Raw genomic sequence first — 20,630 nt, 5'->3', positions numbered from 1 at the left:
CGAACTGCAAGGAGCGCCCATGGCCGACCCCGAAACGCCCGCCGCCAATCAGGGGCCCGTCACCATTTCGAGCTCCAGCGCGGAGCGGGCGCCGATCGTCTATTTCGACGGCGCGTCCTGCTTCGGCCACCACAACGGCGCGATCCAGATCGAGCTCGCCGCGAACCTGTTGATGCCGGTCGGTGCCGCCGTCAGGGTCGACGTGGTCCAGACCGCGCACTTGCGATGCAGCGTCGCCGCTGCGCTGGCGCTGCGCGAAGCCCTCGACAAGGCGCTGGCGATGTACCAGCAGGGCCAGAAGCAGCCGATGGCGGAGGAGATTCCCGCGGTGAAGAACTGAGATCCAGCCCGGATGGAGCGCAGCGTAATCCAGGAATCTTCGCCGCCGCGCCCCGGATTGCGCTACGCTACATCCGGGCTACCAAGCGGCGCGGAACGGCTCCGCCTCAGCCGACATGCACCTTCGGCTTCTTGCCGCCGTTCCACTTGCCGTCGAGCGCGCGCTCGATCTGGGCGGCGAGTTGCAGCAACAGCCCGTCATTGGCCTGCTTGGCGATGGCCTGGATGCCGAGCGGCAGGCCATGGTCCTGCGTTGCCATCGGCATCGAGATCGCCGGCATGCCGCAGAGATTGGCGAGCGGCGTGAAGGCGAAGAAGCGCCAGAGATTGCCGAACCAGTCCAGCACATCGGGATTGTCGGCGATGGTGAGATATTCCCTGGTGCCGACCTTCGGCGTCGGCAGCGCGGTGATCGGCGTCAGGATCACGTCCCACTGCTCGAAGAAGGCGCCGAAGCCGCGCGAGGTGATGTTGAACACGGCCTGCATCTTCGCCCGCTCGGCGAAGCTGGTGTGCCGGCCGGCTTCCCAGATCCGGATGTTCATGGGCTCGATCAGGTCTTCCGGCGGCTTCTCCAGCCCGCGCGCGGCGAGCATGTTGGAGATCACCACAGCGAAGTTCGAGATGTAGCAGGTGGTCTGCGCGGCGAAGGCGGCGGGAAGGTCGATCTCCGGCAGCGCGTAGTCGACGTGATGGCCAAGGCCTTCGAGGAACCGTCCGGCCTTCTCCAGCTCGGCGGCGATCTCGGGCGTCGCGGTATAGTCGCCCCATGTGTGCGACAGCGCAATGCGCAGCTTGCCGGGATCGCGCTTGATCATCTCCGAATAGGGCTGCGCCGTGGTCCAGAACGGCATGAACTCGCCGGGCGCAGGTCCCCTCGCATGATCGACGAAGGCGGCGGTGTCGCGCACGCTGCGCGACTGGCAGCCCTGGATCGAGACGAGGCCGGTCAGGTCCGACATGTGGGGCGCCAGCGAGAACACGCCGCGCGAGACTTTCAATCCGATATTGCCGTTGACGCCGGCGGGAATGCGGATCGAGCCGCCGCCGTCGGTCGCGTGCGCGATCGGCACCACGCCGGCGGCAACCATCGCGGCGCTGCCCGCCGACGAGCCGCAGGTGGTGTAGTCGGTATTCCAGGGATTGCGCGTGACGTAGACGGCGGGATTGTCGGCCGAAGAGCACACGCCGAATTCCGGCGTCGTGGTGCGTCCGATCAAATTGAGGCCGGCCTGGCGGAATTTACCGGTGAGGAAGGTGTCGGCGCTCGCGCGGTTGCCGCGCATCAGCAGCGAGCCCATTTCCTGCAGCCGGCCCTTCATGGTCGGCCCGAGATCCTTCATCAGGAAGGGCAGGCCGGCGAACGGACCTGCGAGATTGGCGCCGTCCTTGCTGGGATCGGCGATCGCGTCCTCGAACAGCTCGACCACGCCCGAGAGCGCCGGATTGACCTTGGCAACGCCCGCGGCGGCCTGGCGCGCCAGATCCTTCGCCGTCAGCTCGCCCTTGCGGACGCGGCCCGCCAGCGCGACGCCATCGTGCTGCGACCATTCACTCCAGCTCATCGGCAACGTCATGAAATCCAAATCCTCTCAAGGTGCGGCGCCAGCTTTTTCGCAAGGGAGGGCCTGAATCAACTGAGCCGGCGCGAGGGGCAGGGTTGCGCGAGGCGGAGGGGTCGCGGGCGCGCGCCGTCTCAATCCGGCAGCGGTGTGACAATTGCAACCACATATTCGCTGCCATCGCCGGCCCGGTTGCGACGAATGATGGCGGAAGTCGAAGAACCAGTGCGGCCTCATACTCCGTCATTGCGAGGAGCCCTTGCGACGAAGCAATCCAGAAATCCCCCCGTGGAAAGACTCTGGATTGCTTCGCTTCGCTCGCAATGACGGTGCGGAGAGAGCAGGCGCACGCTCCGCTCGTGCCCCGGACGCAGCGCAGCGTCAGTCACGCGCCTCCCCACGAATGTGGCGAGATCGCATCGGTTCGAGAAAAAAATCCCTTGTCGACGGCCCTCCGCCGTACCTTGATGAATCAGCCCCGGTTGGTCCATAAGCGGCGTCCCGTGGCCGGTGCTTCGCCGCCGCACCGCGGGCTTGGATAAAGGGAATCTCGCGTGGCAAATATCAACCAAAAAATTGCGCAGGAGCTTGGGGTCCGCAGCGAGCAGGTCGAGGCGGCGGTGACGCTGCTCGACGGCGGCGCCACGGTTCCCTTCATCGCGCGCTACCGCAAGGAAGCGACCGGTGCGCTCGACGACGCGCAATTGCGCACCCTGGAGGAGCGCCTGGTCTACCTGCGCGAGCTCGAAGACCGCCGCAAGGCCATCCTCGAATCGGTCCGCGAGCAGGGCAAGCTCGATGCCGCGCTCGAAGCCTCGATCATGGCTGCCGACAGCAAGGCGCGCCTCGAAGACATCTATCTGCCGTTCAAGCCGAAGCGCCGCACCAAGGCGGAGATCGCCAAGGAAGCGGGCCTGGAGCCGCTCGCCAATCAACTGCTCGCCGAGCCCGGCAACGATCCGAAGATCGTGGCCGAAGGCTTTATCAATGCCGAGAAGGGCGTCGCTGACGCCGCCGCTGCGCTCGACGGCGCCCGTGCCATCCTGGTCGAGCGTTTCGACGAGGACGCCGACCTGATCGGCGCATTGCGCGAGGAGATGTGGACCAACGCGCGCATGGCCTCCAAGGTGCGCGACGGCAAGAAGACCGAGGGCGAGAAATTCGCCGACTATTTCGACTTCTCCGAGCCGCTGACCAAGCTGCCCTCGCACCGCATCCTCGCGATGTTCCGCGGCGAGAAGGAAGAGATCCTCGACCTGCAGATTCAGGCCGAGGCCGAGGCGCCGCCGCCAGGCGTGCCCAGCGCCTATGAATTGAAGATCATGAAGCGGTTCGGCATCGCCGACCTCAAGCGCCCCGGCGACCGCTGGCTGGTCGATACCGTGCGCTGGGCCTGGCGCACCAAGATCCAGGTGCATCTGAACATCGACCTGCGCATGCGGCTGTGGAACGCGGCCGAGACCGAAGCCGTGCGCGTGTTCGCCTCCAACCTGCGCGACCTGCTGCTGGCGGCGCCAGCCGGCACCCGCGTCACCATGGGGCTCGATCCCGGCTACCGCACCGGCGTCAAGGTCGCGGTGGTCGATGCGACCGGCAAGGTGGTCGATACTGGCGTGATTTATCCGCACGAGCCGCAGCGGCAGTGGAACGAGTCGCTGGCGACACTCGGGCGCCTGGCGATGAAGCACAAGGTCGAGCTGATCGCGATCGGCAACGGCACCGCCTCGCGCGAGACCGACAAGCTCGCGACCGAGCTGGTCAAGGGCCTCGCCGAGCTGAAGATGTCTAAGATCGTGGTGTCCGAAGCCGGCGCGTCGGTCTATTCGGCCTCCGCCTTCGCCTCCGAGGAATTGCCGGATCTCGACGTCACGCTGCGCGGCGCGGTGTCGATCGCGCGCCGCTTGCAGGATCCGCTGGCCGAGCTCGTCAAGATCGAGCCCAAGGCGATCGGCGTCGGCCAATATCAGCACGACCTCGGCCAGGCCAAGCTCGCCAAATCGCTCGATGCCGTGGTCGAGGATTGCGTGAACGCCGTCGGCGTCGACGTCAACACCGCCTCCGCACCGCTGCTCGCGCGCGTGTCGGGCGTCGGCGCCGGCCTTGCCCAGAGCATCGTGGCGCACCGCGACGCCAACGGCCCGTTCAAGTCGCGCAAGGCGCTGAAGGACGTGCCGCGGCTTGGTCCCAAGGCGTTCGAGCAGTGCGCAGGCTTCCTGCGCATCCTCGGCGGCGAGGACCCGCTCGATGCCTCCGGCGTGCATCCGGAAGCTTATCCGGTGGTGCGCCGCATCCTCGCGGCCACCAAGAGCGACATCAAGGCGCTGATTGGCTCGAGCGAAATCGTGCGCTCCTTGAAGCCGAAGGATTTCGTCGATGAGACCTTTGGTTTGCCGACCGTCACCGACATCTTGAAGGAATTGGAGAAGCCCGGCCGCGATCCGCGGCCGGCGTTCAAGGCCGCGGTGTTCAAGGAGGGCGTCGAGGAGATCAAGCACCTCAAGAAGGGCATGATCCTCGAGGGCACCGTGACCAACGTCGCCGCGTTCGGCGCCTTCGTCGACATCGGCGTGCACCAGGACGGCCTCGTGCACATCTCGGCAATGTCCAAGACCTACATCAAGGATCCGCGCGAGGTTGTGAAGCCCGGCGACATCGTCAAGGTCAAGGTGCTGGACTTCGAGGTCGCGCGCAAGCGCATCTCCCTGACGCTGCGCCTCGACGACGAGGTCGGGACCAAGAAGGATGCCCCCGGCATGCAGCGCGACAACGGCGCACGCAACCCTTCGCGCATGACCTCGTCAGCCCCGCGCAAGCAGGAGTCCTCTTCCGGCGGCGGCGCCCTCGCCGAAGCCTTGCGCCGCGCGGCCGAGAAGAACGGCGGCAAGCGGGTGTAGCAGCTGAACAGCCCGACATAGGTCAGCCTCCATCCACGTCGTCATTGCAGGTCAGCGACAACGTCGCCCGCCGCGCAATGGACTTGGCCTCAGCTCGTCGCCGCCGCAGCGCGCTTCCACGGTGCGGAGATCGCGCTGGGCGACAACGGGCCGGGACCGACGGTGCAATTACGGTTTCCGTCGCCCACGAGCTGGAGGTGCGTTGATGCCGATCGGCGTCTCGATATCGCGGGGTCATTGAGCCACCTCAATATGGGCCGAGGCGGATCGGCTTAGCCTTCGACCGCAATCTTGCTGCCTCAGGTTGCGGGGGGGACGATGCGCATCGAATTTCCAGCCGGCTTGCGAAGGTATGGTGCGGTGGTCGTCGCCGCGATGTTGCTGCTCGCGTCACCGGCGCGCGCGGGGTGCAGCCTCGAGGACCTCGCCAAGTCTTTCTACGGCACGCTCAAGGCAACATATGATTGCGAATCGCTCTGTTCCGACAGCGAGACCAACTGCGACATCGCGATTGCGCTGGATCTGGCCCTCGCCGGCGTGGCGATCCAGGGATCGGACACGGGCAAGGGACAAGCCCTGGTCGATCAGTTTTGCGCACAGGCGACGGGCTCCGGCGACGTGATCGCCGACAAGCTACAGGCGATATTCGGCAGCTCCATTCCGGCCGACATCTACAAGAAACTGAAGGAGAACAGCTCGGCCCAAAAGATCGCAAAATGCTCCTGCGAAACCGAGCAGAGCACGAATTCCATTGGTTTCGACCTCGGCGAATGCGCTCAGGATTTGCTGTGCGGCGGGTTGGGGATTGGGTGCAACTGCACGCGGCCGCCGCCGCAGAAGGCTTATTGCGGGTCGGTCGACGTCAAGCATTGCCAACCCATGGGTCACTTCGACCAGATGAAGGATCCGGCCTGCATCCCGTATAGCTCCATCTCCAATTGCAATCCGAACTGGCAGAAGTGCGGATATGGCGACAACATCCCGACGGTCGCGAAAGCGGACACGCCGGACGGAACACTGGCCATCTGGCTGCCGCCGACGCAGGAGAATACCGGCTGCGACCCCGTTCAATCCTGCTTCTGTCCCAAGCCGATGGTCCCGGCTTGGCATGAGGTGCCAAATCCAGGGACCGACGTGCATCGCTGGCTGTTCGCCTGCGATTGCCCTTATGAAGCCAACAATCCAGATCGCCAGACGCATCCCGGCCCGATTCTGCCGAGTGGCCTGTCACAGTGCCTTTGCGACAATACAGATCAGCCGGCAAATCCTGGCTTCGCACCGTTCGGCATGTGCCCGCCGCCGGCATGTCCCGCGGGACAGATACGCATCGGCCAGAGCGGCGAATGCGTGAAGCCGTGCGCGGATCCGACCCAGGGCATGGCGTTCGACGGCAGTTGCTGCAATCCGGCGCAGATGACGACCTGCGGGCAATGCTGCCCGCCAGGGACGATACCCGACTCGAACAGCGGCACCTGCGTGCCCAAGCCAATCGTGAAGTGAGGGGCTGCAATCATGAAGCCTCGCTCACACAGATCGTTCGTCGTCTCAGCGATGCGCTGCATCGCCATCGCATCGGGCCTGGTTCTGGCGCTCGGCAGTGCGGCCTCGGCCCAGGCGCCGCGCGGCATCTATGCGCCCGGCCAGGCCGCGGTAACCGGCTTCTCCGGCGGGCTCCGGCCCTTCGAGATCGAGCCCGGCCAGGACGCCGATGCGCGCTCCTTCATCAATCCCGATGGACCCTCGCTGCGTGTCGTCGATCTCAGCCGCATGGGCGGTCCGCCGGAGGCGCAGCTCGTCGGAGCGCCAAAGCCCTTCACGGTGAGCGCGAAATGGATCGGGCAGGTGTTCGGCGTCGCCCTGGACGACCAATCGCCGGCCAACATCTATGCCGCGGCAACCTCGGCCTACGGGCTGTCGATCGTTGCGCCCGGAAGCGATGGCAAGCCGCAGCACGTCAGGTTCGGGACAAACGGTGCGGCTTTCATGCCGGCGCAGTGGGGACCCGGAGGTGGGCCCGGGTCGATCTGGAAGATCAACGGCCTTACCGGCGAGGTGAAGCTGTTTGCGAATGTCGTCACCGCCGGAAGGGCGAACTCGGGCGCAGCGCTCGGCGGACTGGCCTACGATCCCGCCACGAAGTCGCTGTTCGTCGCCGACCGCGAGACGGGTCTCATCCATCGCTTCGGAACGAATGGCGCTGATCTCGGCGCCTACGATCACGGCACAACCGGCACCGCCGCCGTCGGGATGGCGCCCTCGCCGGCAGCTGCCGGGTCCGGCGTCAATCTGACCAGCCCGCAATTCGACAGTGCGCGGCCCGAGACCTGGGGCTACGCAGAGCCGGGACGGCGGGTGTTCGGCCTCGCGGTGCGCGATCATCGTCTCTACTACGCGGTCGCCGAGGGATCGCGGATCTGGTCGGTCGGCCTCAACGCCGATGGTTCGTTCGGCCCGGACATCAGGATCGAGGTCGCAGTGCCGCCCGCGGCCGGCGCCACCGAGATATCGCGCATCACCTTCGACGACGCAGGTCGGATGTATCTCGCCGAGCGGCCGGCGCCGACCGGCGCCCAGGATTTCGAAGCGCTGTCGGTGCCGTCGACCGGCCGCGTGCTGCGCTATACGGTGATCGGCCTCACGGAGGCAAAGCAGCCGATCTGGCAGGCCGTGCCGGACGAATATGCGGTGGGCTTTCCCGAGACGTTCCGCAACGACAATGGCGGCGTCGCCATCGGCTACAGCTACGACCAGCACGGCAACATCAATCCGCGCTCCTGCGGCGGCTTCGTCTGGACCACCGGAGAGCAGTTGCGGCACGCCACCGATCCCAAGCTCGTCACACAGCTCGGTCAGAGCGATACGCTTGCAATCGACGGGCTGCAGGGCAATCCGGCCTGGCGCATCCGGCGTGACGACGCGCCGCCACGGCTCAGCTATTTCATCGACTATGCCGACGCGCCGCCGGATCTGTCCGCACGGGGACATCTGGGAGACATCGCCATCCTGCGCACCTGCGCCGAACAGCCGGCGCAACTTCTGCCGGGCTTGCGCCCCGTCGGCGTGCCGCTGCCGCCGCCGCCGCCGAGCTTCCGGGCCTGTCAGACCCATGTGTGCGGCCCCGGGGGCAAGCCCGTATGCCCGATCAATCAAGTGTGGAGCAACGGCGCCTGTGCCTCGGACTGCGCAAAGTCCGAGACTCTGGTCAACGGCAAGTGCTGCTCAGCGGTCGATCTTCGGCCCGGCGGCGCTTGCAGCAATCCCTCGACCGACATCGGCAAGCCGATGTGCGGAACGACGCAAACGGCGATCGGTCCCAACCACGAGTGCTGCGAGAACGATCACATCTATACCGGCTCGGGCGGGGCGCAGCTTTGCTGCGCGGGTGCTCTGGTCAACGGCACGTGTCAGCAATTCATTCCCAAGATTCCGGGCGGCATATGCCTGGACTGCTGTTCGCCGGGTTATGTGAAGATCGCGGGCAAATGTTGCCTGAAGAGCCAGGCGACCTCGAAGGGTGTGTGCTGTCCGGTCGGCCAGACTCCGAGCGCCGACGGAACGCAATGCCAACCGAAGTTCAAGATTCCGAAGATCTCGCTTTGTTGTGCCGCCGGCTATGTGCCAACCGCGGCGGGAAAGTGCTGCGCGGCCGGAAATCTGACGTCGAGCGGCGAGTGCTGTCCTGCCCCGGTCAATCCGAACGATCGCTCGCAGTGTGTCCCACAGAGCGGCAAGAAGTTTTCGCCGCAGCAACCCTGCGCGGCAGGCGAAACGCGTGACGACAAGGGCACCTGCGTGGCGCGCACGCCGAAGCCTGTGCCGGTCAAGCCTTCGCCCGTTCCCGTGCCGCGTCCGTCGAAGCCGAAGGCGCCTGGAGAACGTGAGCCTTCTACGAGCCGTCCGATCAGCTGTCCGGCCGAAACCGTCCCAGGGCCGTTCGGCAAACGCTGCTTGCCGGCCGGACCTCGCCGAGTTGCGCCGCCTCAGCCTAGCCGGGTTGCGCCGCTTCAGCCCGGCCGTGTTGCGCCGCCTGTGCGGCAACGGGAGCGCTAGGATGCTCTTGAGAGGTAAGTGGAGGAATTCGGCAATGCCAACGATGATCGACAGACCAAGGCTTGCGTTACACCGGCTCCACGGAGCCGCGCTGGGCATCTTCGTCGCTGCCGCTATTGCGGTGCCGAGCGCGGCGCACGCAGAGATGCAACGCAGGGACGTCGACGAGGCCATCCAGCAATATCTCGCCGCGCACCCGGAAGCCCTCGGCCCGGCAATCGAAAAATACCTGGCCGATCACCCCGAGGCGATTCGCGCTGCGCTCGTAGCCCTCATTGCCAAGCGCAACGCCGCCGCGCAGACCGCCCCGACGCCTGCGGCGGGCAACATCAGGCAGGTGATCAGTGACAACGCCAAGGCGCTGTACACCGCGCCGCTGCAGACGACCCTCGGCGCCGCCGAAGGCGCCCGCACTTTGGTCGAGTTCTACGACTTCAACTGCGGCTATTGTCGCAAGGCCCTGGGCGACACGCTGGCGCTGATCGCCGACGAGCCGAACGTGCGCATCGTGCTCAAGGAACTCCCGATCCTGGGCCACGACTCCGTCGAAGCCGCCAAGGTCGCGATCGCGCTGCAGATGCATCATCCCAGCGCCGCCGAAACGCTCGAATTTCATCGCCGCCTGATGGCGACGCAGGGCCGGGTCGATCGGGCCGCGGCGCTCGCGGTCGCTGCCGATCTCGGCTTCAACGCCGGGGAAATCGAGAAGAATGCGGCCAGCGCCGAGGTAAGCGAGGCCTTGCAGCAGAACATGCGCCTCGCCTCGGCTCTCGGCATCAACGGAACGCCCGGCTATCTCGTCGGTGACAGCGTGATCCCCGGCGCGGTCGGCGCCGCAGCCCTGAAAGCGCGCATTCAGTCCGCGAAGGTACCTTGATCGCCTGAGCGCGCACTGAGCCTACAGCTCGATCACGCCGCGACGTGCGGCGTGAGCCACCGCATCGGTGCGGCCGGTGGCATCGAGCTTGTCGAGCAGCGAGCCGACATGGAACTTGACGGTGTGCACGGAGATGCCGAGCCGGCGCGCGATCATCTTGTTGGAGGCACCCTCGGCCATCAGTGCCAGCACGTCGAGCTCACGCTGCGTCAGTGCGATGTCGTCAGGCATGATGCGCGGATCACGCGCGACGATCGTCGCCTCGGCAGATTCGCCGGGCGCGGCAAGGCGTAGCCCGGCGACATTGCCGAGCAGCTTCGCCAGGCGGCCCGCGAGCGCGGGATCGTCGATCTCCAGGGACACCACGATCTCCGGGGAGCTGTCTTCACTCACGTCTCCGGCCTCTCGCCGATCGTGACCTTGAAGCCGGCCGGCTCGCCGCCACGGTGCACCGCGAGGTCGATCACCGCGCCGACGCTCGAAGGTCCCAGCGTCCGCGACAGCGCGCGCACGCCGGACAGCTTCTGGCCGTTGACCGCGACGATCACGTCGCCCTGACGGATGCCGGCTGCGGCCGACGGTCCGGCCTTGTCGACATTCATCACCATCGCGCCGACGCCGTCGTCGAGTCGCACCGGCTGCAGCCCGAGGCCGAGATAGCCGCGCGCGATGCGGCCGCGCGCCTCCAGCTGGGAGGCGACCCGCTCGATCGTCGCCGTCGGGATCACCAGCACGCGCCGCGGGCCGAGCACCGCCATGCCGAAGGCTTGTCCCGAGGCATCAAGCGCAAGGCCGCCCTGCTGGCTGTCGCGCAGGCGGACATCGAGCTCGATCCGCGCATCGATCTCACCGCCGCGCAGGGAGCGCCAGCCGCTGCCGGACGCCGACACCATCCCGAGCGCCGCGCTCGGCGTGTCGCGGTTCGTCGCGACCACGACTGATAATGCGCCCAGCGGCGGGACAATTGTCGCGAGCTTGGCCGGGGTGGAAGCGATGTCGGCGCGCAGCAGCGCGATGTCGGTGGTGTGGTCGCGGCCGGCGATCGTGGCGGGACTCGTGCGGCCGTCCGGCAGGCCGATCTCGACCTCGCTCTCGTCGGCCAGCGCCTCGTCCGCGGTGACGATCAGGCCCGGCTTCCAGACGAAGCCGGTCGAGCGAAAGCGATGCGAACGCACGGAGACGATCGAGGGTGCGGTGCGCGCCACCACGTCCGCGAGGGCGGATGACAGTGACGACAGGGGGCTATCAGTCATGGCGTGCTCCTGTGATTGCCCTCAATCTGGGATGTCGCGGGCAATTGCGAAACTGGCCGGGTGGCCAGGACAGGGACGGCCTCGTTAAGACAATGGCCGACGAACATGTGATTGGGAGCGCCTCACGAGAACGTGTAGCAATCCCGGGATTGCGCCCCGTGGCCCCAAGATTGCTAAAGGATTGCGAGCCGTCATGACCGTCGACCTCACCCGCCGCACCCTGCTGCAACTCGCCGGCGCGACCTCGCTTGCGGCGGCCGCCACGGCGGCGGCACGCGCCGAAGGCATGCAGCAAGGCGGCGGGCCGACATATGCCAGCCGCACGCCGATGCGGGTCGGCATGGTGACGCTGCGGGTGAAGCACCTCGGCACGATCGCGGATTATTATCGCGACGTGATCGGCCTCACCGTGATGGAGCGGTCGGCGACTGCGGCAAAGCTCGGCACGGGTGGCGTCACGCTGGTGGTGTTGGAGGCCCGGCCCGATGCGGCGATCGAGCCGCGCAACGCCGCCGGCCTCTATCACACCGCCTTCCTGATGCCGACCCGCAAGGACCTGGCGCGCTGGCTGGTCCACGCCGCTTCGCACCGCGTGAAGCTGTCGGGCTTTGCCGATCACCTCGTCAGCGAATCCGTCTATCTCGACGATCCCGAAGGCAACGGCATCGAGGTCTATGCCGATCGCGATCCCTCGCAATGGCAGTGGAGCGAGGGCAGCGTGAAGATGGCGGCCGACGAGCTCGACATTCCTGACCTGCTCTCGCTGACCAATCCACGCGTGCCCGATTATGCCGGGGCGCCCGAGGGCCTGCGCATCGGTCACATGCATCTGCGGGTCGGCGATCTCGCGCAGGCCGGCAATTTCTATCATGGCGCGATCGGTCTCGATCCGACCCGCAGCCGCAGCGGCGCGACGTTCCTGTCGTCCGGCCGCTATCATCATCACCTCGGCATCAACGTCTGGCAGAGCCAGGGCGCGGGCCAGCGCGACGATCAGACGACCGGCCTGGCCTGGTTCTCGCTGGTGACCGACAAGCCGGACATTGTCGCCGCCCAGGAGCAGCGCCTGCGCAAGGCCGGCGCGAAAGTCACGGCGCTTGGGGGCGGGCTGGAGGCGGTCGATCCCTGGGGCACGCGGATACGCTTGCTCAAGGTTTGATAGTTGTTCAGCCTGCCGCGCGCTGGACGCCGGCGTATTCGTCCGACCAGACGCAACGTCCGCCTCCCGCACGCTTTGCCGTATAGAGCGCACGGTCGACCCGTTCCAGCAACTGCGAGGCCGAGCCCGCAGTGATGGTCCCGGTACTGACGAGAATGCCGGCGCTTGCGCCAATGCAGACCGGAATGTCCGTCAGCAGGAACGGCATCGACAGCTCGCCAATGGCCTGACGCGCCAGCGCGAACGCCTCCTCACGACCGGCTTCGCCGGCCCTGACAGGCCGGAGCATCATGAATTCGTCGCCGCCAAAGCGTGCCGCGATGCCGGTGTTGCCGACGCACGACGCCAGCCGCTCGGCCACTTGGCGCAGCAGATCGTCGCCGGCCTGATGGCCGTGACGGTCGTTGATGGGCTTGAAGCCGTCGAGATCGATGGCGACGATCGCGAAATCGCTGCGCGTCTCGGCCAGGGCCTGGAAGAACGCGGCGCGGTTCGGCAATCCCGTGAGAAAGTCGTGCGTGGCCTGCCGCGCCAGCCGATGCTTGGCCTCGACGCGTTCGACGAACGCGGCAGACAGGTGCTTGGAGGCCTCACGCAGGGTCAGCCAGAAGAACACCAGCATGATCGCGCCGATCTTGTAGGCGAATTCGGGTCGGAGCAGGCCGCCGACGATCGTCGGCAGCAGGAGGATGGCGGCTGTGTTCAGGATGATCCAGGGGCGGATCGCGGCGCGCGAGACCATGCCGACGCAGAACGACATCGAGAGGCCGAACGCGATCCACGCGCCTGGGTCGTCGTCGAGTTCGAGCGCACGATAGGAGAGCAGGCCTAGCGCAAGGCCGAACGCCGACGCGCCGGCGCCGTAGAGCCGCTCCCAGCGAACCACGTCTGCGTCGGAGAATTGCGCCGCGCGAGATTTGTAGCGAAGCAGGGAATAGATGCGGGCGGCCGCGGTGACGAAGATTAGTCCCGAAATGACGGCATAGCCTATGTCACCGCTCATGGCCGTCAGCGCCACGGCGCCCGTTACGGATGTCACGCCGATGGCGGACACTTGCGGCAATGACGTGTACAGGAGATCGACGAGCTCGCGCCGGATGCGCGGATCGGGATGCAGATACCTGGACAGCATTGTGAGAGGCATGCGGGCACCATCGTCATCACTCCCTAATACGGAGTAGGGCGATGGGCGCGGCATCATGGCCAGTTCGCAACATCCTTAAGAACTGGTCAATGCCCGCCTTGCTGGCGATTTCCTCACATGTTAGCAGCAATCAACGGGGTCTTTGGCGGGCTCCGATGCTTGGACCATCGACCGACATGTCCGAATTCCACGGCGTCTTCCCCTATCTCGTCTCGCCCGTCGATGCCGGCGGCAATGTGCGCACCGAAGTCCTCGGCAGGCTCTGCAACGACCTGATCGGCGCCGGCGTGCACGGGTTGACGCCGCTGGGCTCGACCGGCGAGTTCGCCTATCTCAATGCCGCCCAACGCGCCTCTGTCGTGCAGACCACGATCGAGGCCGCCGAGGGCCGCGTGCCGGTGATCGCCGGCGTCGCCTCGACCTCGACTGCGGATGCGGTGGCGCAGGCGCAAGCCTACCAGAAGTGTGGGGCCGACGGCATCCTGGCGATCCTGGAAGCGTATTTCCCGCTCACTGATGCCCAGGTCGAATCCTATTTCCGCGCCATTGCGGATGCCGTCGACATTCCCGTCGTCATCTACACCAACCCGCAATTCCAGCGCTCCGATCTCACCCTCGACACCATCGCGCGCCTCGCCGAGCATCCGCGCATCGGCTACATCAAGGACGCCTCGACCAACACCGGCCGGCTGCTCTCGATCATGAACCGGTGCGGGGATGCCTTGCGGGTGTTCTCGGCCTCCGCCCATATCCCGGCCGCGGTGATGCTGATCGGCGGCCTCGGCTGGATGGCGGGCCCGGCCTGCATCATTCCGCGCCAGAGCGTTGCGCTCTACGAGCTCTGCAAGGCCGGTCGCTGGAACGAGGCGATGGTGCTCCAGCGCAGGCTGTGGCGCATCAACGAAGCCTTCGCGCGCTTCAACCTCGCCGCCTGCATCAAGGCCGGGCTCGCGATCCAGGGCTACGATGTCGGCGACCCCGTGCCGCCGCAGGCACCGCTGACCGCCGAGGCGCGCAAGGTCGTGGAGACGGCTTTGCGCGAGCTGACATAGCGCTTGCCACGCGGCAATTTGCCCCGGCGACCTGTCGGGGGCAAAATGGCTCTTACCTGACAGAGAAACTTCCGTGCGCTTGCGGCGTTGCCGCGTGAGCGACCTCTGTCGCCCACGCATGTGCACCTCAGAGCCCGCATCCAGCACAAGATACGGTGATTACCCATGAACCGTCGCTATGCGATTGCCGCGGCAGCCTTCGCCGCCCTGCTGCTCGCCGTCACGGCCGCGAAGGTCCTGCATGTCCCGATCTCCTATGTCCCGTGGGCGGCGCCGTCCGCGCGCGCCATCGAGCAGCGCGGGCCGCTGTCGGATGGCGAAAAGGCGACCATCGATATCTTCGAGCGCGTGTCACCCTCGGTCGTTCAAGTCGCCGTGAAATCGGCCGCCAGTCCTCTCATGGGCGACGAAGGCCAGGGTGGCGGCGGCGCGTCCGGCACGGGCTTCGTCTGGGACCGCGAGGGTCATCTCGTGACGAACAATCACGTCGTCGCCAACGGCAGCGAGATCGCCGTGCGCTTTGCGTCGGGAGAGGTCGCGCAGGTGGACCTCGTCGGCAGGGCCCCCAACTACGATCTCGCGGTGCTGCGGATCCGCAGCGTGCGCGAGCTGCCGGCGCCCGTGGGACTCGGCAGCTCGAGCGACCTGAAGGTCGGGCAAGCCGCCTTTGCGATCGGCAATCCGTTCGGGCTAGATCAATCGATGACCTCTGGCATCATCAGCGCGCTCAAGCGCAGGCTTCCGACCCATGGCGGCCGGGAGATCGCCAACGTCATCCAGACCGATGCCGCGATCAACCCCGGCAATTCAGGCGGTCCCTTGCTGGATTCCGCCGGCCGTCTGATCGGTGTCACGACCGCGATCATATCGCCGTCCGGCTCGAACGCCGGCATCGGCTTCGCGGTGCCGGTCGACGTCGTGAACCGGATCGTCCCCGAGCTCATCCGCAACGGCCGGGTGCCGACGCCCGGCATCGGCATCGTGGCCGCCGGCGAGGATGTTTCCACCCGGCTCGGCGTCGAGGGCGTGATCGTGGTGCGGACCGCCCCCGGCAGCCCGGCCGAGCGGGCGGGGATTCGCGGCGTCAACTTTTCGACGGGAGCAGTCGGAGACATCATCACCGCGGCCGAAGGCAAGCCGGTTCGGCGCCTCTCCGACCTGACCGACGCGCTGGAGCAGGCCGGGGCGGGCAAGACCGTCCGGCTCACGGTCAAGCGTGGCTCGGACAGCCGTGATGTGGATGTAGGCATCATCGATATCGACAGGTCCTAGCCGGCCGATCCGCAAGCAGCCGCAAGGGGTTCGGAGGCGCATTGCTGATGTGCCGGGGCTCGGTTGTCTGGCCCGCAAAATCCGTTAAAACCGCCGCGGTCGTTTTTGCGGATTTCGAGGACACAGCGGAATGAACATTCTTCCCGGCAATTTGCGTTTCGGAGCGGGGCAGCCCGTCAAGCGTTTGGAAGACCAGCGGCTGCTCACCGGGAAGGGACAGTTCATCGACGACAAGCCGGCCGACGGCGCGCTGTGGCTGCACGTGCTGCGCTCGCCGCACGCCCACGCCAGGATCGTCTCGATCGACACTGCCGCCGCGGCCGGGATGCCCGGCGTCACCGCGATCTATACCGGCGCCGATCTCGTCAAGGACGACATCGGCGCGATCCCGACCCTGAACATCTTCAAGCGTCCCGACGGCAAGCCCATGACGGTGCCGCCGCGCCGGCTGCTGGCCCATGAGGTCGTGCGCTATGCCGGCGAGGCTGTGGCCGCGGTGGTGGCGTCCTCGCGGGTGGAGGCGCAGAGCGCGGCCGAAGCGATCGTGATCGAGTACGACGTGCTGCCCGCGGTGGTCGATCCGGTCGAGGCCGTCAAGCCCGGCGCGCCCGTGGTGTGGCCGGAGGCGCCCGACAACATCGTCGGCGCGATGTCTTACGGCGATGCCGCTAAGGTCGACGAGGCCTTCGCCAAGGCGGCGCATGTTGTCGAGCTCGATCTGGTCAGCCAGCGCCTCGTTCCCTCCGCGATGGAGCCGCGCTCGACCATCGCGGAGATCGACAAGAAGACGGGACGCCTGCTGCTGCACGTGCAGTCGCAGACGCCGGCCTCGACCCGCGACGTGCTGGCGGAAGCCGTGCTCAAGCGTCCCAAGGACAGCGTCCGCGTCCTGGTCGGCGACATCGGCGGCGGCTTCGGCCAGAAGACCAACCTCTATCCGGAAGACGGCATCGTCGCCTATGCCGCAACCAAGCTCAATAAGAAGATCCGCTGGCGCGGCGACCGCACCGACGAATTCGTCGGCGGCACCCATGGCCGGGATCTCACCTCGACCGCGTCTTTCGCGCTGGATGAGAAGGGCAAGGTGCTGGCCTATCGCGTCAAGTCGATCGGCTGCACCGGCGCCTATTCTTCCGGAGCGGCCAACATCATCCCGCTGGTGCTCGGGCCGTTCGTGCAGACCGGGGTCTACGATCTGCCGCTGGTGCATTTCGAGGTGCAGTCGGTGATGACCCACACCGCGCCGGTGGGCGCCTATCGCGGCGCCGGCCGCCCCGAGGCGGTGTTCATCGTCGAGCGCCTGTTCGACGCCGCTGCGCGAAAAATCGGCATGGATCCGCGCGCGATCCGCAAGGCTAATTACATCAAGCCGGCGCAGCTGCCCTACACCAATGCCGCCGGCCAGGTCTACGATTCCGGCGCCTTCGCGCACATGCTCGACCGCGCGGTGAAGCTCGCCGATTGGGACGGCTTTGCCGCGCGCAAAAAGGCGGCGAAAAAGAAGGGCCTGCTCTACGGCCGCGGGCTCACCTCCTACATCGAATGGACCGGCGGCCGCGCGCATACCGAAAAGGTCACGTTGCAAGCGACCTCGCAAGGGCGGGTCGTGCTGCATTCCGGCACCATGGCGATGGGGCAGGGCCTGCAGACCACCTACACCCAGATGATCTCCGACACGCTCGGCATCCCCATGGACAAGATCGACGTGGTGCAGGGCGACACCGATCTCGCCACGGGTTTTGGCAGCGTCGGCTCGCGCTCGCTGTTCGTCGGCGGCACCGCGGTCGCGGTTTCCTCCAACGATCTGATTCAGAAGGCGCGCGAAAAGGCGGCCAACGTGCTGGAGACCTCGATCGAGGACATCGAATATCAGGGCGGCATGCTTACGGTGGTCGGCACCGACCGCCGCATCAGCCTGTTCGATCTCGCCGAGAAGGAGGGCGGCGCCAAGCTCAGCGTCGATTCCGAGGGCGAGGTGGACGGTCCGAGCTGGCCAAACGGCACTCATATCTGCGAGGTCGAGATCGACCCCGAGACCGGCGTGTCCAAGGTCGTGCGCTACACCACGGTCGACGACGTCGGCGTCGCGGTGAACCCGATGCTGGTGACCGGACAGATCCATGGCGGTGTCGCCCAAGGCATCGGCCAGGCGCTGTACGAAGGCGTCTCCTACGACGCCGACGGCCAGCTGCTGACCGCGAGCTACCAGGATTATTGCATCCCGCGCGCCGACGACGTGCCGCCGATCGTGGTGACGCTGGATGATTCCGCGCCCTGCCGCACCAATCCGCTCGGCGCCAAGGGCTGCGGCGAATCCGGCGCCATCGGCGGGCCGCCCTGCGTCACCAACGGCGTGATGGACGCGCTCGCCGAGCTCGGCATCACCCAGCTGAACACGCCGCTGACGCCGCAGAAAGTGTGGCAGGCGATCCGGGACGCGAGGGCGGCTGGGTAGCGTTGTCGCGCGGGCTGCCACCACACACGCAACTCTCGTCCCGGGGCGCGCAAAGCGCGAGCCCGGGACCCATAACCACAGGGCGGAGTGTGGCGCGAAGCTGTTCACACCCCGAGTCCCCGTAACCACACCTTCCTGTGGTTGGGTCCCCGCCCCCGTGCGCAATTGCGCGCTAGGCGGGGACGACACCGAGTAAGTCGCTCCATCCGGGCTACAAGCGTCAAATCCCCAGCATCATCTTCGCGATGATGTCGCGCTGGATCTCCGAGGTGCCGCCGAAGATGGTGTAGGCGCGGCCGTTGAGATATTCCGGCACCATCGTCAGCATCTCCTCAGGGATAACAGGCTCGTGGTTGAGCTTGTAGAGCGGGCGCATCGGCTCGACGTGAAGCGCGTCGTGGCCGATCACGTCGGCGCCGAGCCGCGTCACGGCCTGGCGGATCTCGCTGTTGCGCAGCTTCAGGATCGACGACACCGCGCCGGGATTCTGTCCGGTCTGCAGCGCCGAGAGCACGCGCAGCTCGGTCATCTCCAGCGCGTCGATGTCAACCTCGACCTCGGAGATGCGCGTTGCGATATCGGGGCTGTCGATGGCGCGTCCGGTCAGGTCCGACTCGGCAAGGTCCGCGATCGCCCTCAAGCCCTCGCGCAACTTGGCCGAAGCGATGCCCGCGCCGCGCTCGAACTCCAGCAAATATTTGCCGTAGGTCCAGCCCTTGCCTTCCTCGCCGACGCGGTTGGCGGCGGGCACGCGGACATCGTCGAAGAACACCTGGTTGACCTCGTGGTCGCCGCCGATGGTGAGAATGGGACGGGTGGTGATGCCCGGCGTCTTCATGTCGATCAGGATGAAGCTGATGCCGTCCTGCTGCCTGGGACCGTCGCCGGTGCGCACCAGCGCGAACATGCGGTTGGCATGGTGCGCGTGCGTGGTCCAGATCTTGGTGCCGTTGATGACGTATTCGTCGCCGTCGCGCACCGCGCGCGTCTTCAGCGAGGAAAGGTCGGAGCCCGAGCCCGGCTCGGAATAGCCCTGGCACCAATAATCCTCGCCGGAGAGAATCCGCGGCAGGTAGAAGTTCTTCTGCTCCGGCGAGCCGAAGCCGATGATGACGGGCCCGACCATCTTCACGCCCATCACGTTCACATTGGGCACGCCGGCCCGCGCGCATTCGGTTTCGAAGATCCAGCGTTGCGCCGGGGTCCAGCCCGGCCCGCCATATTCGACCGGCCAGCCCGGCGCGCCCCAGCCCTGGGCGTGCAGCGCGCGCTGCCAGGCCATGCCGATATCGGGGTCGGAGAACACCGACGGGGTCAGAGCACTCGCGCGCTTCATCTCCTCGGTGAGATTGCTGGCGATGAAGCCGCGTACCTCGTTCTGGAAGGCGCGCTCCTCGGCATTGAAACTGAGGTCCATGATGCTCTCCCGGTGTCAGGCCTTGCGGCCAAGTTCGGCGTGGCGGGCATAGTGATGCGCGCTGCCGCCGAACAGCGTGTCGAAGGCGACGAGGCGCTTGAAATAGGCGCCGACCTCCAGCTCCTCGGTGACGCCCATGCCGCCATGGAGCTGGATCGACTGCTCGCCGACGAAGCGGGCGCATCTGCCGATCTTCGCCTTCGCGCCCGACGCCGCCCGGGCGCGCTCGGTCGGCGCAGCGTCCACCTTCAGCGCGGCGCGCAGCGCCATCGAGCGCGCCTCGTCGACCTGCATGGCCATGTCGGCGAGCCGGTGGCGGATCACCTGGTTGGCCGAGAGCGGCCGGCCGAACTGCTTCCGGATCTTGGTGTATTCGAGCGTGGTGTCGAGCAGCGTCTGCATGATGCCGACGGCTTCGGCACCGAGCGCGGCCAGGGCGCGATCGACGGCCCATTCGATCGCCGGCAGCGCGTCGTGGCCGTCGCCGAGCAGGGCGTCTTCGGGCAGTTGCACGTCGGACAGCTCGATGTTGCAGGCACGCCCGCCGCCGAGGCGCGCGTAGTCGGAGATCGCAAGGCCCGGCGCGGTTGCCGGCATCGCGAACAGGCCGATCCGTCCCGAAGGGCCATGATGGTCGTGCATGAGGGCGGAGACGATGATCTCGTCGGCGGCATGGCCGTCGAGCACCGCGATCTTGCTGCCGGACAGGCGCCAGCCCTGCGCCGTCTTGGTCGCCGATGTCGCGACCTTGGCGAGGTCGAACCGCGCCGCGCGCTCGGAATGCGCGAATGCGAGCTTCAGCGATCCGTCCGCGACCTTGGGCAGGCTCGATTGCTTCTGCTCATGGCTGCCGCATCTGGCGATCAGTGCGGCGCCCAGCACCACGGTCGCCACATAGGGCTCCGACACCAGCCCGCGGCCGAAGGCTTCCATCAAAATGCCGATCTCGACCGCGCCGCCGCCGAGCCCGTCGAACTCCTCGGGCAGCGGCAGCGCCAGCCAGCCTAGCTCGGCGAATTGCTTCCACACCGCGGGACTGAAACCGAGCGGATCGTTCGCCATCTTGCGGCGGTGAGCGGCATCGTAGCTGCCCGCCACGAAGCGCTCCGCGCTGTCGCGCAGCAGCTTTTGCTCGTCACTGAGATTGAGATCCATG

The 20,630-nt window shown here is 66.7% G+C and carries 15 protein-coding genes; 9 read left to right on the top strand and 6 right to left on the bottom strand.

The genetic code is table 11. The features are described 5' to 3' along the window. The first annotated feature begins 19 nt into the window (after positions 1-19). Complete coding sequence (locus DCM80_RS08150; RefSeq protein WP_257178188.1) at positions 20-340, top strand: hypothetical protein; 321 nt, start codon at positions 20-22, stop codon at positions 338-340. Between the two features lie 106 nt (positions 341-446). Here DCM80_RS08150 and DCM80_RS08145 read toward each other — a convergent pair whose 3' ends face one another. Next, a complete protein-coding gene (locus DCM80_RS08145) occupies positions 447-1,916 on the bottom strand; it encodes an amidase (protein ID WP_257196503.1) in 1,470 nt (489 codons plus the stop codon). A gap of 539 nt (positions 1,917-2,455) precedes the next feature. Here DCM80_RS08145 and DCM80_RS08140 point away from each other — a divergent pair. From DCM80_RS08140 to DCM80_RS08120, 4 genes are all read left to right on the top strand, one after another. Continuing rightward, on the top strand, positions 2,456-4,795 hold the full coding sequence (locus DCM80_RS08140) for a Tex family protein (protein ID WP_257196502.1): 2,340 nt from the start codon (positions 2,456-2,458) through the stop codon (positions 4,793-4,795). Positions 4,796-5,113: 318 nt separating this feature from the next. Next, on the top strand, positions 5,114-6,295 hold the full coding sequence (locus DCM80_RS08130; protein ID WP_257196501.1) for a hypothetical protein: 1,182 nt from the start codon (positions 5,114-5,116) through the stop codon (positions 6,293-6,295). Positions 6,296-6,307: 12 nt separating this feature from the next. After that, positions 6,308-8,845 (top strand): hypothetical protein, encoded by a 2,538-nt coding sequence (locus DCM80_RS08125; protein WP_257196500.1) that lies wholly within the window; start codon positions 6,308-6,310, stop codon positions 8,843-8,845. A gap of 34 nt (positions 8,846-8,879) precedes the next feature. Next, positions 8,880-9,722 (top strand): DsbA family protein, encoded by an 843-nt coding sequence (locus DCM80_RS08120; protein ID WP_257196499.1) that lies wholly within the window; start codon positions 8,880-8,882, stop codon positions 9,720-9,722. 21 nt (positions 9,723-9,743) lie between these two features. Here DCM80_RS08120 and DCM80_RS08115 read toward each other — a convergent pair whose 3' ends face one another. Continuing rightward, complete coding sequence (locus tag DCM80_RS08115) at positions 9,744-10,115, bottom strand: response regulator transcription factor (protein WP_257196498.1); 372 nt, start codon at positions 10,113-10,115, stop codon at positions 9,744-9,746. Next, entirely contained in the window at positions 10,112-10,975 is an 864-nt protein-coding gene (locus DCM80_RS08110; RefSeq protein ID WP_257196497.1) for a S1C family serine protease, read from the bottom strand. Before DCM80_RS08110 ends, DCM80_RS08115 begins: the two co-directional genes overlap by 4 nt. Before the next feature lie 193 nt (positions 10,976-11,168). Here DCM80_RS08110 and DCM80_RS08105 point away from each other — a divergent pair, with 193 nt between their 5' ends. Further along, on the top strand, positions 11,169-12,134 hold the full coding sequence (locus tag DCM80_RS08105) for a VOC family protein (RefSeq protein WP_257196496.1): 966 nt from the start codon (positions 11,169-11,171) through the stop codon (positions 12,132-12,134). 7 nt (positions 12,135-12,141) lie between these two features. Here the strand turns inward: DCM80_RS08105 and DCM80_RS08100 are convergent, their stop codons facing one another. Further along, positions 12,142-13,278 (bottom strand): diguanylate cyclase, encoded by a 1,137-nt coding sequence (locus DCM80_RS08100; RefSeq protein ID WP_257197901.1) that lies wholly within the window; start codon positions 13,276-13,278, stop codon positions 12,142-12,144. 176 nt (positions 13,279-13,454) lie between these two features. Between DCM80_RS08100 and DCM80_RS08095 the strand changes: the two genes are divergently transcribed. The 3 genes from DCM80_RS08095 (at position 13,455) to DCM80_RS08085 (ending at position 18,057) form a co-directional block, all read left to right on the top strand. Next, positions 13,455-14,330, top strand: coding sequence for a dihydrodipicolinate synthase family protein (locus DCM80_RS08095; RefSeq protein ID WP_257197900.1), 876 nt, complete (start codon positions 13,455-13,457; stop codon positions 14,328-14,330). A gap of 165 nt (positions 14,331-14,495) precedes the next feature. Next, positions 14,496-15,602 (top strand): S1C family serine protease, encoded by a 1,107-nt coding sequence (locus DCM80_RS08090; protein WP_257196495.1) that lies wholly within the window; start codon positions 14,496-14,498, stop codon positions 15,600-15,602. 130 nt (positions 15,603-15,732) lie between these two features. Further along, on the top strand, positions 15,733-18,057 hold the full coding sequence (locus tag DCM80_RS08085) for a xanthine dehydrogenase family protein molybdopterin-binding subunit (protein WP_257196493.1): 2,325 nt from the start codon (positions 15,733-15,735) through the stop codon (positions 18,055-18,057). Positions 18,058-18,277: 220 nt separating this feature from the next. On the opposite strand, the gene DCM80_RS08080 is transcribed toward DCM80_RS08085, so the two are convergent. Continuing rightward, entirely contained in the window at positions 18,278-19,474 is a 1,197-nt protein-coding gene (locus tag DCM80_RS08080; RefSeq protein WP_257196492.1) for an acyl-CoA dehydrogenase family protein, read from the bottom strand. Between the two features lie 15 nt (positions 19,475-19,489). Beyond that, on the bottom strand, positions 19,490-20,629 hold the full coding sequence (locus DCM80_RS08075; RefSeq protein WP_257196491.1) for an acyl-CoA dehydrogenase family protein: 1,140 nt from the start codon (positions 20,627-20,629) through the stop codon (positions 19,490-19,492). Position 20,630: the final 1 nt, after the last annotated feature.

Origin of the sequence: Bradyrhizobium sp. WBOS08, from assembly GCF_024585125.1 — a bacterium.
Taxonomy (GTDB): Bacteria; Pseudomonadota; Alphaproteobacteria; order Rhizobiales; family Xanthobacteraceae; genus Bradyrhizobium; species Bradyrhizobium japonicum_B.
This window is presented reverse-complemented; position numbering and strand designations above follow the sequence as displayed.